Genomic DNA, 12,643 nt, shown 5'->3' with positions numbered 1-12,643 from the left:
CGCAAAGGATCGCTTAGACCAAGTCAAATTCACTTAAATCAGAGGCTGTCCGATGCGCCTAAGCCGTTACTTTTTGCCTGTACTCAAAGAAACCCCTGCCGATGCACAAATTGCATCGCATCGTTTGATGTTGCGAGCGGGCATGATCCGCCAGCAATCTGCAGGTATATATTCGTGGTTGCCTTTGGGCTATAAGGTTCTGAAAAAGATAGAAAATATCGTTCACGAAGAACAGCAGCGCGTTGGGCATATTCCGCTTTTGATGCCGACATTGCAATCCGCTGATTTGTGGCGCGAAAGCGGTCGCTACGATGCATATGGCGATGAAATGCTGCGTATTTCGGATCGCCACGGCCGTGACATGCTATATGGTCCGACCAATGAGGAAATGATCACCGATATTTTCCGCGCTCATGTCGGATCTTACAAAGACCTGCCTTTGACGCTCTACCACATTCAATGGAAATTCCGTGACGAAGTGCGTCCACGTTTTGGTGTTATGCGCGGCCGAGAATTCCTAATGAAGGATGGCTACAACTTTGATTTAACGAAAGAAGATGCGATGCATGCCTATAACCGGCACCTCGTATCTTACTTGCGCACCTATGAACGCATGGGCTTGCAGGCCATTCCGATGCGTGCGGATTCGGGCCCCATTGGCGGCGATGATACGCATGAATTTTTGGTGCTCGCTGACACTGGCGAATCTGAAGTCTTTTACGACAAAGGTGTGACCGACATCAAACTGGGTGCGCGCGACATCGATCCCTATAATGTCGACGAATGCCGCAGCGTAATGGAAGAATTTACATCGCTTTACGCGCGCACAGACGAAACACATGATGCCGCTGAATTTGCGAAAGTTCCCGAAGATCGCCAAATGACAGCGCGTGGTATTGAAGTGGGGCAAATTTTCTACTTTGGTACCAAGTATTCTGAAAGCATGGGCGCTGAAGTTGTCGGCCAAGACGGTAAGAAAACGCCCGTTCATATGGGCTCACATGGCATCGGTGTGTCGCGCCTGCTGGGCGCATTGATCGAAGCCAACCACGACGACAAAGGCATCATCTGGCCAGAAGGCGTGACACCGTTCCACGTTGGTATCGTCAACCTTAAACAAGGCGACGACGAAGCAGATGCAGCCTGTGAAGCCCTTTACAAATCTTTCCAAGCTCTGGGGCTCGACCCACTTTACGATGACCGTAAAGAACGCGCTGGCGGCAAATTTGCAACCATGGATTTGATCGGTCTGCCTTGGCGCATTACGGTCGGGCCGCGGGGGTTGAAAAACGGTGTTGTTGAAGTCACCTCGCGCCGTTCGGGTGAGTCTGAGGAAATGACACCAGAACAGGCCGTTGAAAAAGTCGCAAAAATCTACGCTGACCTGTAAAGTTCGCACAGTGATTAAGTTCTGCGCCCTGCCCAATCGGGTGGGGCGTTTTTTTGCTTATCGCCCAGAATAAATGCGCTAAACTTCGCTCTTTTCGCACAGAGGCAGGATGCGTCTTGAACCCCGCTTGCGAATCCCAATAGCGTTGGGAAAAAGAACGCACATCCAGCTCAGGGGCAGAGCATGTTTACCAAGGTTTTGACACTCGCAGGCGGGATCGCATGCGCGGCTTTGTCGTCGCAATATCCTGAATTTACCCAACAATATATGCAGCGCTTGGGCGGACAAGTGGATGCTTTGGCAGTTGTGATCCGTGATTTTGATACCTCAGCACGCTCGGCTGATATGACCCGAGATGCGGCTTTGGCGTCGATGGGCGGATCTGTCTTTTTGGACAATCGCCGAAAGGATATGCGCCGCACCATTGCGCGTCACGAAGACCTGTCAAACGATTTGGAGCAGCTTTCAAATGCATCACCTCTCGCGCGGATCTCTATGCCGCACCGCCTGCGTGACACCGCATTGATCAGCGCGACATATAAAGAGTTTCGCCCTGCAATTCCGCTTACTCTTGAAGGCTTTATATCGGCCGTTGGCGGGTTCTTTGTTGGGTGGGGATTGGTCTTAGCATTGATACATTTCCTGTCATGGCCCCTTCGCAGACGCCGCCTTGCGCGGTTTTAAGGCGCAAAATAAGCATTCCAGATGCGCGCGGCGGATCAATCTAGATATTCGCAGATAAAAACATCTTCCAAAGGCTGTCCAAAGACCCGTGCGATTTTAAAGGCCAGTTCCAAGCTTGGTGTGTATTTCGCTTTCTCAATGGCCGCGATGGTTTGGCGGGATACGCCCGCTTTATCAGCCAAATCCTTTTGCGTCATTTCATTCGCATCAAACCGCAAGCGCCGAATTGTATTGGTGATTTTCGGTTTACGCATGCAATAGTCTCCCTTCATATAGCTGAGCCCTTTGACCGCAGTACTTGCCAAATCGCTATGGGCGACTTTGAAATAGATCAAAGTAAAGACGGCATCCTTATATAGCTGTTCACGCCAATATTACACAAAAGTGCAGCAAGCGTGTTGCGCAGTTAATAGGGTATAATGTGATCCCGTTTTTCGACAAAGCGTCGTATATTTATAACAATAAGTAATAAATTTTTTACATTATGTATAGTTTGTTTACCATTGCATTGAAAATATATGCCTTTTCCTGCCTGATCCCAATGCTGATCCCACAGGCGGATTGCCTCACACAAACCACTGGATCGCTTGACCTTTTTGCGGCTAGATCACATGGTCGCAACGGATAAACTGCCCCAAAAGGAAGCTCCGTGGATCAAAGTAAAAGTGCTTCAACAAAACCGTTTGCTCGGTTTGAATGGATGATTGCATGGCGCTACTTGCGTGCGCGGCGTGAAGAGGGCGGCGTGTCCACAATGACGTGGATTTCGCTGATCGGCATCACATTGGCGGTGGCCGCCTTGATCATCACGCTGGCCGTGCGCACAGGGTTTCGCAGTGAGTTCGTGGATACGATCTTGGGATCAAACGCGCATGTCACCGTGTATTCGTCAATCTATGTGGATGATGATCAAACGTCACGCCAAATCGAAGACTACGCAGGCTGGGCAGAGGCCCTATCAGCCGTGCCTGGAGTCACCCGCGCAGCGCCTTTAGTGCGTGGTCAAGTGCTCAGCACCTATCGCTCTGCAAATGTGGCGATGGATGTCTACGGAATTTCTTACGACAATCTGTTGTCGATCCCGCGTGTGGGTCAAACGCCAGATGAATCTTGGGGCGATATTTCGCGCTTTTCCGAAGGGATCGCCATCGGGTCAGGTGTGGCGCGTGAACTGGGTGTCGCGGTCGGGGACCGGATCAAATTGATCTCGCCCGAAGGGGCCAAAACAGCCTTTGGCACATCCCCGCGAGTCTCATCATATGAGGTGGTTTATGTCTTTACAGCTGGTCGATATGACATTGATAAAACAAGGGCTTACCTTCCGTTTGACCAGGCACAAACCTATTTTAACCGCACGGGCAGCGCCGATGAAATTGAGGTCATGATCGAAGACCCTGAAAGCGTTGATGACATGGCGATGCCGCTGCTGCTTGCCGCGGGTGATCGCGCCATGATTTGGACGTGGCGTGATGCTTCTGGATCGTTTTTGCGCGCTTTAGATATCGAAGATAATGTGATGTTTGTCATCCTGTCCATTCTGGTTTTGATCGCGGCGATGAACATTGTCTCTGGCCTTATTATGCTGGTTAAAAACAAAGGTCGTGACATCGGAATTTTGCGCACTATTGGCCTGACTGAAGGGTCAGTTATGCGCGTTTTCTTTATATGTGGGGCTTTTACGGGGCTGATCGGCACCGTTTTCGGGGTCGCTTTGGGGGCCCTTTTTGCCATGTATATCGACACTATCATGGCCTTTGTGAACTATCTCAACGGCGGTGGGGCGTGGGATCCGTCCATTCGGGGCATCTATGCTTTGCCTGCTGAGCTTAGATTTGTTGATGTGGCCAAGGCCGTTTCACTGTCGCTTGGTCTGTCGTTTATTGTGACTATTTTCCCTGCGCGCAAAGCTGCGCGGATGAACCCAGTCGAGGCGCTTCGTTATGAGTAATATGTTGCAAATTCAAGAGGTTGCCAAAGGCTACAACCGCGGCAAACCCAATGAAATCCAAGTGCTTTCGGGCATCAATTTGACCGTTTCCAAAGGCGAAGTTGTGGCGCTTGTGGCCCCTTCAGGGGCGGGGAAATCGACGCTTTTGCACATCGCGGGACTGCTGGATAATGCTGATGCGGGGCAAGTGGTGATCGACGGGACAGATGTGACCAGCTTGGATGACAAAGCCCGCACGGCCATGCGTCGCGCGCAGGTGGGGTTTATCTATCAGTTTCACCATCTTTTGCCCGAATTTTCTGCGCTGGAAAACATCGTTTTACCGCAGCTTGCCAATGGCGTGCCTGAGGCTGATGCTCGCGCTAGGGCATTGAAATTATTGACATCTGTAGGTGTTGAGGCCCGTGCCGATCACCGACCTGCGGCAATGTCTGGGGGTGAACAACAACGCGTGGCGTTTTGCCGTGCGCTGGCCAATCGCCCTGCGCTTTTGCTGGCGGATGAGCCCACAGGAAACCTTGACCCCGCCACATCGGACCGCGTTTTTGACGCTCTGATGACGGTTGCCAAGGACGAAGGTCTGGCCGCCCTGATCGTGACCCACAATATGGATTTGGCTGCCAAAATGGACCGCGTGCTGCGGCTTGAAAATGGCGTGCTGGTTGAGGCTTAACACCCGTGTTTTAAAGACATTGTGGCGCGTGTTTTAAGCTGTTGTACGCTTTGGGGCAGGGTGAGTTTACATGTTTTAATGTAAGGACTGGTCGGATGCCGCGCATCCGGTCAAACGCATGAGATGCGTTTCAAGGCTCGAACGCCAGCGCGTCCCGCGCGGGCTAAGGTTCGATGAATTTTTGACGCTGAGACCTTGGACGTGCAACGCGCGGATGAAATATTGAATTTTAAGATTGTTTCTGGCTGAGGTCTCGTGCCTCTTCAGAGTGATTTGCCAAAGCAAATCACGAGCGCCCGACCCTCCCCACGGGAGGGCGCCTACGTCGCCCACCCAGGGTCAGGCGCTCGGCGTTAAATGGATTCTGAATTATTCATAGATGGTGCCTCATGAACCTTTGCAATATTCCCTAGGTACAGAAGGCTCGCTAAGTAAACTTGTTGCAATTCAAATGTTGAAACTGCGCTATGAACACCTTTGCTACTTCTGCTGTTAATGGCATGGAGTAGTTTTTCCAAGTCTTTAGTGCGGAATGCAAGTGAAGGGGTTTTGTCTTTGTGTGCTTCTTCTAAGTAGTAGGAAATTCGGTTTAGAGGTTTGTCCTGCTCTAAGCCTAAAACTTTTGGATCAGCGGGTTGTACCGCATTGGCTAAAGAGTTCATTGACCTTCGTATCAGAAGCGATGCCTGTGACCGTTCTTCGCTATCCTTCGAATGCAGAAATCCCGACGCTTTTTGAAGCTGCTTGAGCGCCGCTGGCGAAGTTTGGTTTAAAAAGGAGAAAATCGCGGCTTCCATCTCGTCAATGGTAGTCTTGTCTTGGCTAGCCCAAATAAGTCTCTGTTCGGCCAAAGATGCATAGTTGAAGGCTGCAGATAGCAACCTTTCCTTGATTTTTCTAATTTCTGAACGACGATGAATTTCTTGTAGTTTGCGTAGCTCATTTTCTTTGTAGAAAAACGCGGCGTCTACATTATTGATATTTGATGGAATCGCCAATGAATCAATAAGTGCCTGCGACCTCTCTAACTCTGCTGTTATGTGCCCACAACCAAACATTAACAGCGAGTCTTTTGCGATATCCAAAATATCGCAGGTATTGGGATCAAGGGCACGTGTCCGGAATTTCCGCTTGAGCGCTAGCTCATGGATAAGTTTCAATTGATCCTTTTCTAAATCGCCAAGCGAACTGTTCAAATGGCGAAAGTCTTCTTGCTCGCCATGCTCTTGTTCATAAAGGAAATAGGCAAAATTTACAAAATCTCTCAATTTCAGCGCCAAACGCTGGCAGCTGCGAAAGGCCGCAGAAACGTCGTCATTCTCGACAGATGCAAAAATGCTTTGGATCAACTTTGTTTCTGTAGTTATATCACTCAAACATCCAATTCCTCAGCATATTGCGCATGCTCCTGAATATACTGGAACCTTAGCTCTGGTTTTTTGCCCATCAAGCGTTCGACAAGATCGGCGGTGTCGCCGGGGGTGTCTTCTTCGATGGTGACTTGGATCAGTTTGCGGGTGGCGGGGTCCATGGTGGTTTCTTTAAGATCCTTAGCATCCATTTCGCCAAGTCCCTTGAACCGCTGCATGTCGATCTTACCTTTGCCGCCCAAGCCTTTTTCCATGTAGTAATCTTTTTCCGCATCATCGGCGACATACATGCGTTTGGCGCCTTGGGTCAGGCGGTACAGCGGTGGGCAGGCCAAGTACAAATGGCCCTGATCAATCAGCGGACGCATTTGGGTAAAGAAGAATGTCATCAGCAAAGTGGCAATATGCGCCCCGTCGACATCCGCATCGGTCATGATGATGATTTTGTCGTAGCGCAGGTCTTCAATATTGAAGCGCGTGCCCATTTGCACACCCAAAGCTTCGCATAGATCATTGATTTCCTGATTTGTATTCAACTTGTTAGAGGCTGCGCCTAGGACGTTTAGGATTTTACCTTTTAGCGGCAGCAAGGCTTGGTTGTGACGGCTGCGCGCGCCTTTGCCAGAGCCACCAGCGGAATCGCCCTCCACAATAAACAACTCGGTGCCTGCGCGGTCTTTCGACGTACAATCGGTGAGCTTACCAGGCAGGCGGAGTTTTTTGGTCGCGGATTTGCGCTGGGTTTCTTTTTCTTGGCGGCGGCGCAGGCGTTCTTCGGCGCGCAGCACCAAGAAATCCAAGATGGCACCAGCGGATTTGGTATCGGCCGCAAGCCAGTTGTCAAAGTGGTCACGCACAGAGTTTTCCACCAAACGCGCTGCCTCTGACGTGGCCAAGCGGTCTTTGGTTTGGCCCACAAATTCGGGTTCACGGATAAAACAGGACACCAAGGCGCAGCCGCCTGTCATCAGGTCTTCGCGGGTGATATCTTTGGACTTTTTATTGCCCACAAGTTCGCCATAAGCGCGGATGCCTTTGAGCACAGCGGCCCAAAAACCGCCCTCATGGGTGCCGCCCTCGGGGGTGGGCACGGTGTTACAATAGGACTGCATGAAACCATCGCGCGAGGGCGTCCAGTTGATGGCCCATTCGACTTTGCCTGGCACATTAAAACGTGATTGAAAATCAACGGTGCCCGCGAAAGGCGTATCGGCGTAGGTCATTGATTTACCGAGCGTTTCCTTTAGGAAATCGGCCAGACCACCGGGGAAGTGGAAGGTGGCCTGCATCGGCGTTTCGCCGTCATCAATTTCGGATTTCCAACGAATTTCAACGCCTGAGAACAAAAAGGCTTTGGAACGTGCCAAAGTAAACATGCGTTTGGGTTTAAAGCGCAGTTTGCCAAAGATTTGTTCATCTGCATGAAATGTCACGAATGTGCCGCGTTTGTTGGGGGCAGCGCCTATTTTTTCAACAGGACCAAGAGGGATGCCACGGGCAAAGCGTTGTTCGAAAAGTTCTTTGTTTTTAGCAACTTGTACGATCATGCTGTCTGACAAAGCGTTCACAACCGAAGAGCCAACCCCGTGCAAACCGCCAGATGTAGCATAAGCATCGCCAGAAAATTTACCACCCGCGTGCAAAGTACATAGAATGACTTCCAAAGCAGATTTGTCAGGGAACTTGGGGTGCGGATCAATCGGAATGCCGCGGCCGTTATCGGTGATTGTCACAGAATAATCGGCGTGCAGCGTCATTTCGATCCGCGTGGCGTGACCTGCCACGGCTTCATCCATGGAGTTGTCCAAAATTTCCGCCACGAGGTGGTGCAATGCGCGCTCGTCGGTCCCGCCGATATACATGCCGGGTCGTTTGCGAACAGGTTCAAGCCCCTCTAGGACTTCGATGGATGAGGCGTCATAGGCGGGGGTGGATCCTGCAAGGAGATCATCTGACATTGGCTTTTCGCTCGATTCTTGGTGTTGGCTCGTTGGGTTCGAATTAGACCATCCAAGCGGGAAAACCGCAAGATGCAGTAAAGCATGATCTGCAATAGACCATGCTTTGGTGGGTGTCATGATGGTGCGTGTGGTGTTGAGAAATCAGTCTTTGTAAAAAGCTGATGGCCCGAAACCGCCCATGCGCTTGGCCCATTGAAAGGCCACGATCATACCTTTGAAACGCGGCAAAAGATACAGCGACAAGGCGACAGTGCAGATCGAAAACCCAGCCAGCATGGTCAAAGGGTTGGGGCGAAAGTCCATGTAAACCCAACCCATCAAGGGGGCCAGCAGGTGACCAACGATCAAAATCGTCAGATAGGGCGGACCATCATCTGCGCGGTGGTGATGCAATTCTTGCGTGCATACTGGGCAGCTGTCGCGGACTTTAAGGTAGCCCTTTAACATTGGGCCCTCGCCACAGTTCGGGCAACATCTTTTCCAACCGCGCAGCAAAGCGGATTTCATTTCACGGTGATCGACCATGTGATCGTCGCGCGTCGCATGTGAAATAACAGTTTCTGTTGCCTGTGTCATAGGTCGCCCTTTTTCAATTGATCTCAATAGGATCTGTTTTCTTGAATCCCAGTTTCGCGGACCAGCCAAGGGGAATATTCAGCGAAGCCTACCATAAAGCGCGGTCATCGGTCTTGCGGCCTGTTGTCGCGTAAGCAATGCAGCAAACTCCCTTAAATTTTCATGAAAATAATCACAAAAAGCGATTTAACTTAAATTTTGCGACGGAAACCCACAGGGGGCGCGTTTCACTATCATAAGCGCTCGGCACTGAGCCTAGCGCATTGGGCCTGAACAAAGGAACGATACTATGAAACGTACTACTGCAATCTCAGCGGTCGCATTGATCGCAATTCTTGGATCTTCTGTCGCAGGTTTTGCCGCAGGCGATCGCGATGGCGATAAAAGTAAGCGCATGGGCAAAGGTGGTCATCACGAACGCATGGCGGGTAAAATGGACCGTCGCGGACCGATGATGCCAGACTTCGCAACCCTTGATGCAGATGGCGACGGCAAAGTCACCGAAGCGGAAATCGCAGCCCATAAAGCTGCGCAATTCGCTGAAGTTGACACAGACGGCAACGGCACAGTGTCAGCGGAAGAACTTGCAGCACATCTTGAAGCCAAGGCGGAAAAGCGCAAAGCGGATCGCATGGCAAAAATGATCGAACGCATGGATGCAGATGGCGATGGTGAATTGTCTGCTGATGAAATGGCGGGCACTGTCAAAAAGACACCTTTCGAACGTCTTGATACAGATGGCGACGGCGCCTTGTCTGAAGAAGAAATGAAAGCTGGCGGCGAACGTGGCCGTGGTGGTCGCGGCGACAAATAAGTCGCACTGCAAATCACAGGGGTGGGGCACGCAAGTGTGCCACTCCAAAAAGCGCCACAGATTGTGGACGCCGCGCTCCCCACAGGTTACGCTTCGCAAATAATGAATATGGCTTTAGACACTCATATAGATGCCTCAGATGATGCTTTGCTTATTGCTTTCGGCAATGGGGATCGTTTGGCCGCGCGCACCTTAACAGAGCGTTTGGCCCCGCGTGTGATCGGCTATGCTGCCCGCTTGCTGAAAGATCGCGCTGAGGCTGAAGACGTCGCACAAGACGCCATGATGCGTCTGTGGAAAATAGCACCCGATTGGCGCACGGGTGAAGCAAAAGTGACAACTTGGCTTTACCGCGTGGTGACCAATCTATGTACGGACCGTTTGCGCAAAAAACGCGGGACGGGATTGGATGAAATTGCCGAACCTGAGGATGGAAAACCATCGCAGGAAGCAGTTTTAATGCAAAAACAACGGGTTGATGCGTTGAATTCAGCGCTGTCGACCTTGCCAGAACGGCAAAAACAAGCTGTCGTTCTGCGTCACATCGAAGGGCTTTCTAACCCTGAGATTGCGCAGATTTTGGATATTGGCGTTGAAGCGGTCGAAAGTTTGACTGCACGCGGAAAGCGCGCATTGGCTCAGGCATTGGCTGCGCAGCGCGAGATTTTGGGGTTTGAAGATGACACAGCGTGATGATCTGCTCGGTGATGCTGACTTGGATGTTCTCTTTGATGCGGCGCGTGCCGAAGTTGCGCGGCCTTCGGATAGCTTTATGGCCCGCGTTCTCGCAGATGCGGATGCCGTACAAGATTCATTGGGGGCGGGCTTGCCTGACTGGGCAAAGTCGCCACAGACTGCGGCTGCGCCATCCATCATGAATCGTTTACTTGATTTGATTGGCGGCTGGCGCGGTGGTGCAGGTTTGGCCACAGCCACGGTTATGGGCTTGGCCTTTGGTCTTGGCGCGCCCAATACTGTGTCGCAAGTGGCGACAGGCAATTGGTCAAGCGCCGCCATCAGCACCGACACCCAAATGCAGGTTTCTACCGCGCAATATGTGCTGGACGATTTGGTGCCAAGCTTTTTTGACTTGGCTGCGGAAGGATAGAAGATGAGTGATACGAAGCTGCCAATTTCCAAATCATCGCGCCCAATGCGGATCGTTTTGATTGCCTCTTTGGCATTGAACTTGGCTGTGGTTGGATTGATCGCAGGCGCTGCTTTGCGCGGGGATCGAGATAGCAAGTCCGGTGCGGATCGGGCGCGGGTGATGCAATCGCGTGACATCGGGTTTGGGCCCTATGTGGCGGCCTTTGAAAAGGGGCAAAAGCGCTCTTTAGGGCAGGCATTCATCGGCAAAGCGGGGCGTCAAGATAAAGCGCGCAACACCGTGCAAGCGCAGTTCGAAGATATTCTAGCGGTTCTCACGGCAGAGCCTTTTGATGCAGATGCTTTTAAATCTGCGATGTTGGTGCAGCTCAATGGATTGGCCGAATTACAGCAAATCGGTGCGGAGGTGATCACCGATCAAGTGGCCGCAATGACGCCCGAGGCGCGTGCGGTTTATGCCGAGCGTTTGGATCAAGCTTTGACCCGACCGCCCCGTCATGTGGATGGCGACCGATCTGGAGCGCGCGATGGCAAGCACAGTGAGCCCAGACTGAACGGACCTGCGCCAAAGGGGAAATAGGTCTGATTTTAAAGGGTTTTTAAAGTCACAAATGGCAGCCTAACTTGTGTTGGGCTGCCATTTTTTTAGTGCTTGGCGCGATATCCCCTTTGATCGATCGCCTGCCTTACGCAGCAAAGGGTCCAAGTGTAACCTGATTGCGCCCTTCGGCTTTGGCATCATATAAAGCGCGGTCGGCAATGTCCAAAAGCGCTTGGGTGTCATGTTGCACGGGCGTGCCATCAGGCGCCCCCCCCATGGCCAAGCCGATTGAAACAGAGCTCATCACAGGGTCTCCCTGCGCTGTCACGGTCACGGCGGTATCGCAGATCGCAGCTCTGATCCTTTCGGCAGTGATACGGGCATCGCGCAGTGAAATTTGCGGCAAACAGATCAGAAATTCTTCGCCGCCGTAGCGCGCCACAAGATCAACGCTGCGCAGGCATTTTTGCATCCGCAGTGCCACTTCTTTGAGCACCTCATCGCCAACCGCGTGGCCATAGGTGTCATTGATCCGCTTGAAGCGGTCCAAGTCCAACAGCATCAGCGCGAAATTTTGCCCTGCTTGGTTGGAAGCCTGTGCGATCTGCGCGATATGGGGCAGGGCGTAGCGGCGATTGTAAAGGCCCGTCAAAGGATCGACCATCGCGAGGCGCAGGCCTTCGTCAATGGTGCTGCGCAGGGCGTCTGCTTCTTTCTTGCTGCGCATTTGACTGCGCAAGCGCAGGGCCATTTCTTCGGGATCAGCGCCGCGCGTGATAATATCATTGGCGCCCAGATCCAGCGCCATAATCGCCTCTTTGCGGTCTTGCGCCCCATGCACCACAACAATGCCCGCAAAGCGGGTGTTGGCCCGTGCTCTGATGTCTGAAATCAAACTCAAGCCCCCTGTGCTGCCCATGATATCGGCCGAGATCAAATAGACATCTGCTGCGTCATCGGCGGCGATTTTTTCAATCACACGATCCGCTTGGGAGATTTCGATCGTGTCTTGCACCAAGCCGCGCAAGCCCGCGCGCCATGTCATGGCATCTTCTGGGTTGCGCCCAACCAAGACGATCTTTCCAGGCATTGTGAAATTAACGGGGGCTTCGGCAAAGCCTAGGGTGCGCGCAGTTTCATTGCGTCGGCGCAATTCATGCGTTGTTGAGCGCGCCCGCAACAAGGCGCGCACTCTTGCTGTGAGTGTGAGTTCGTCGATGGGTTTGGTTAAAAATTCGTCAGCGCCCGCTTTGAGTGCTGCTATTTTGGCTTCTGTATCCGCAGCGGGCGTGGCGATCAAAACAGGAATGTCGCAGGTGATGGGATCGGCTTTGAGTTGCGCGCAGGCCTCATGCGCGGTCATATCGCCCAGATTGGTATCAAGGATGATGATATCGGGCTGGTCTTGTTTGGCACGCATCATTGCATCGCGCCCTGAGGCAGCCTGAATGACCTCGTAAAATGCAGAGGACAATTTGACCTTTAATATGATGCGGTTCGTCGGAACATTGTCGACGATAAGGATGCGTCCTGCCATTGTATGCCCGAGTAATTATGTTATGCGATGAACGTTAAG

The 12,643-nt window shown here is 52.0% G+C and carries 13 protein-coding genes; 8 read left to right on the top strand and 5 right to left on the bottom strand.

From position 1 onward, the window contains the following. Positions 1-52 precede the first annotated feature (52 nt). Positions 53-1,390: a proline--tRNA ligase gene (gene proS, locus EDD53_RS05700; RefSeq protein WP_123792190.1), complete on the top strand. Its 1,338-nt coding sequence runs from the start codon at positions 53-55 to the stop codon at positions 1,388-1,390. A 183-nt stretch (positions 1,391-1,573) separates the two neighbouring features. Continuing rightward, the gene (locus tag EDD53_RS05695; protein WP_123792189.1) at positions 1,574-2,074 is read left to right on the top strand and encodes a DUF2937 family protein; all 501 of its coding nucleotides are present in this window, start codon (positions 1,574-1,576) and stop codon (positions 2,072-2,074) included. A gap of 35 nt (positions 2,075-2,109) precedes the next feature. On the opposite strand, the gene EDD53_RS05690 is transcribed toward EDD53_RS05695, so the two are convergent. Further along, positions 2,110-2,328 (bottom strand): helix-turn-helix transcriptional regulator, encoded by a 219-nt coding sequence (locus EDD53_RS05690; protein WP_123792188.1) that lies wholly within the window; start codon positions 2,326-2,328, stop codon positions 2,110-2,112. Positions 2,329-2,774: 446 nt separating this feature from the next. On the opposite strand from EDD53_RS05690, the gene EDD53_RS05685 reads away from it, so the two are divergent. Both EDD53_RS05685 and EDD53_RS05680 read left to right on the top strand, forming a co-directional pair. Then, positions 2,775-4,022 carry a lipoprotein-releasing ABC transporter permease subunit gene (locus EDD53_RS05685; protein ID WP_123792413.1) on the top strand — a complete coding sequence of 416 codons (1,248 nt, stop codon included), beginning with the start codon at positions 2,775-2,777 and terminating at the stop codon, positions 4,020-4,022. Then, positions 4,015-4,695, top strand: coding sequence for an ABC transporter ATP-binding protein (locus tag EDD53_RS05680; RefSeq protein ID WP_123792187.1), 681 nt, complete (start codon positions 4,015-4,017; stop codon positions 4,693-4,695). The genes EDD53_RS05685 and EDD53_RS05680 overlap by 8 nt, the downstream gene beginning before the upstream one ends. Positions 4,696-5,048: 353 nt before the next feature. Here EDD53_RS05680 and EDD53_RS05675 read toward each other — a convergent pair whose 3' ends face one another. The 3 genes from EDD53_RS05675 to EDD53_RS05665 form a co-directional block, all read right to left on the bottom strand. Beyond that, positions 5,049-6,071 (bottom strand): hypothetical protein, encoded by a 1,023-nt coding sequence (locus tag EDD53_RS05675; RefSeq protein WP_123792186.1) that lies wholly within the window; start codon positions 6,069-6,071, stop codon positions 5,049-5,051. Further along, positions 6,068-8,023, bottom strand: a complete 1,956-nt coding sequence (parE, locus tag EDD53_RS05670; protein WP_123792185.1) for a DNA topoisomerase IV subunit B — start codon at positions 8,021-8,023, stop codon at positions 6,068-6,070. Before parE ends, EDD53_RS05675 begins: the two co-directional genes overlap by 4 nt. 144 nt (positions 8,024-8,167) lie before the next feature. Further along, a complete protein-coding gene (locus EDD53_RS05665; protein WP_123792412.1) occupies positions 8,168-8,551 on the bottom strand; it encodes a DUF983 domain-containing protein in 384 nt (127 codons plus the stop codon). Between the two features lie 340 nt (positions 8,552-8,891). Here EDD53_RS05665 and EDD53_RS05660 point away from each other — a divergent pair, with 340 nt between their 5' ends. The 4 genes from EDD53_RS05660 to EDD53_RS05645 all read left to right on the top strand — a co-directional run bounded on the left by EDD53_RS05660 (position 8,892) and on the right by EDD53_RS05645 (position 11,106). Further along, on the top strand, positions 8,892-9,416 hold the full coding sequence (locus EDD53_RS05660) for an EF-hand domain-containing protein (protein WP_123792411.1): 525 nt from the start codon (positions 8,892-8,894) through the stop codon (positions 9,414-9,416). Positions 9,417-9,518: 102 nt separating this feature from the next. Further along, the gene (locus tag EDD53_RS05655) at positions 9,519-10,109 is read left to right on the top strand and encodes an RNA polymerase sigma factor (RefSeq protein ID WP_123792410.1); all 591 of its coding nucleotides are present in this window, start codon (positions 9,519-9,521) and stop codon (positions 10,107-10,109) included. Beyond that, on the top strand, positions 10,096-10,524 hold the full coding sequence (locus EDD53_RS05650; protein WP_123792184.1) for a hypothetical protein: 429 nt from the start codon (positions 10,096-10,098) through the stop codon (positions 10,522-10,524). The genes EDD53_RS05655 and EDD53_RS05650 overlap by 14 nt, the downstream gene beginning before the upstream one ends. A gap of 3 nt (positions 10,525-10,527) precedes the next feature. Continuing rightward, positions 10,528-11,106, top strand: coding sequence for a periplasmic heavy metal sensor (locus EDD53_RS05645; RefSeq protein ID WP_123792183.1), 579 nt, complete (start codon positions 10,528-10,530; stop codon positions 11,104-11,106). Between the two features lie 106 nt (positions 11,107-11,212). Here EDD53_RS05645 and EDD53_RS05640 read toward each other — a convergent pair whose 3' ends face one another. Further along, the gene (locus tag EDD53_RS05640) at positions 11,213-12,604 is read right to left on the bottom strand and encodes a diguanylate cyclase domain-containing protein (protein WP_123792182.1); all 1,392 of its coding nucleotides are present in this window, start codon (positions 12,602-12,604) and stop codon (positions 11,213-11,215) included. Positions 12,605-12,643 lie beyond the last annotated feature (39 nt).

Source organism: Pacificibacter maritimus (assembly GCF_003814915.1).
GTDB classification, from domain to species: Bacteria; Pseudomonadota; Alphaproteobacteria; order Rhodobacterales; family Rhodobacteraceae; genus Celeribacter; species Celeribacter maritimus.
The sequence above is the reverse complement of the archived record's forward strand: the minus strand, read 5'-3'. Positions and strand labels throughout refer to the sequence as shown.

What these genes read in the sequence shown, in the direction of transcription:
- proS (WP_123792190.1), top strand. Translation starts at nt 53, where the DNA reads ATGCGCCTAAGCCGTTACTTTTTGCCTGTACTCAAAGAAACCCCTGCC.
- EDD53_RS05695 (WP_123792189.1), top strand. Translation starts at nt 1,574, where the DNA reads ATGTTTACCAAGGTTTTGACACTCGCAGGCGGGATCGCATGCGCGGCT.
- EDD53_RS05690 (WP_123792188.1), bottom strand. Translation starts at nt 2,328, where the DNA reads ATGCGTAAACCGAAAATCACCAATACAATTCGGCGCTTGCGGTTTGAT.
- EDD53_RS05685 (WP_123792413.1), top strand. Translation starts at nt 2,775, where the DNA reads ATGATTGCATGGCGCTACTTGCGTGCGCGGCGTGAAGAGGGCGGCGTG.
- EDD53_RS05680 (WP_123792187.1), top strand. Translation starts at nt 4,015, where the DNA reads ATGAGTAATATGTTGCAAATTCAAGAGGTTGCCAAAGGCTACAACCGC.
- parE (WP_123792185.1), bottom strand. Translation starts at nt 8,023, where the DNA reads ATGTCAGATGATCTCCTTGCAGGATCCACCCCCGCCTATGACGCCTCA.
- EDD53_RS05665 (WP_123792412.1), bottom strand. Translation starts at nt 8,551, where the DNA reads ATGGTCGATCACCGTGAAATGAAATCCGCTTTGCTGCGCGGTTGGAAA.
- EDD53_RS05660 (WP_123792411.1), top strand. Translation starts at nt 8,892, where the DNA reads ATGAAACGTACTACTGCAATCTCAGCGGTCGCATTGATCGCAATTCTT.
- EDD53_RS05655 (WP_123792410.1), top strand. Translation starts at nt 9,519, where the DNA reads ATGAATATGGCTTTAGACACTCATATAGATGCCTCAGATGATGCTTTG.
- EDD53_RS05650 (WP_123792184.1), top strand. Translation starts at nt 10,096, where the DNA reads ATGACACAGCGTGATGATCTGCTCGGTGATGCTGACTTGGATGTTCTC.
- EDD53_RS05645 (WP_123792183.1), top strand. Translation starts at nt 10,528, where the DNA reads ATGAGTGATACGAAGCTGCCAATTTCCAAATCATCGCGCCCAATGCGG.
- EDD53_RS05640 (WP_123792182.1), bottom strand. Translation starts at nt 12,604, where the DNA reads ATGGCAGGACGCATCCTTATCGTCGACAATGTTCCGACGAACCGCATC.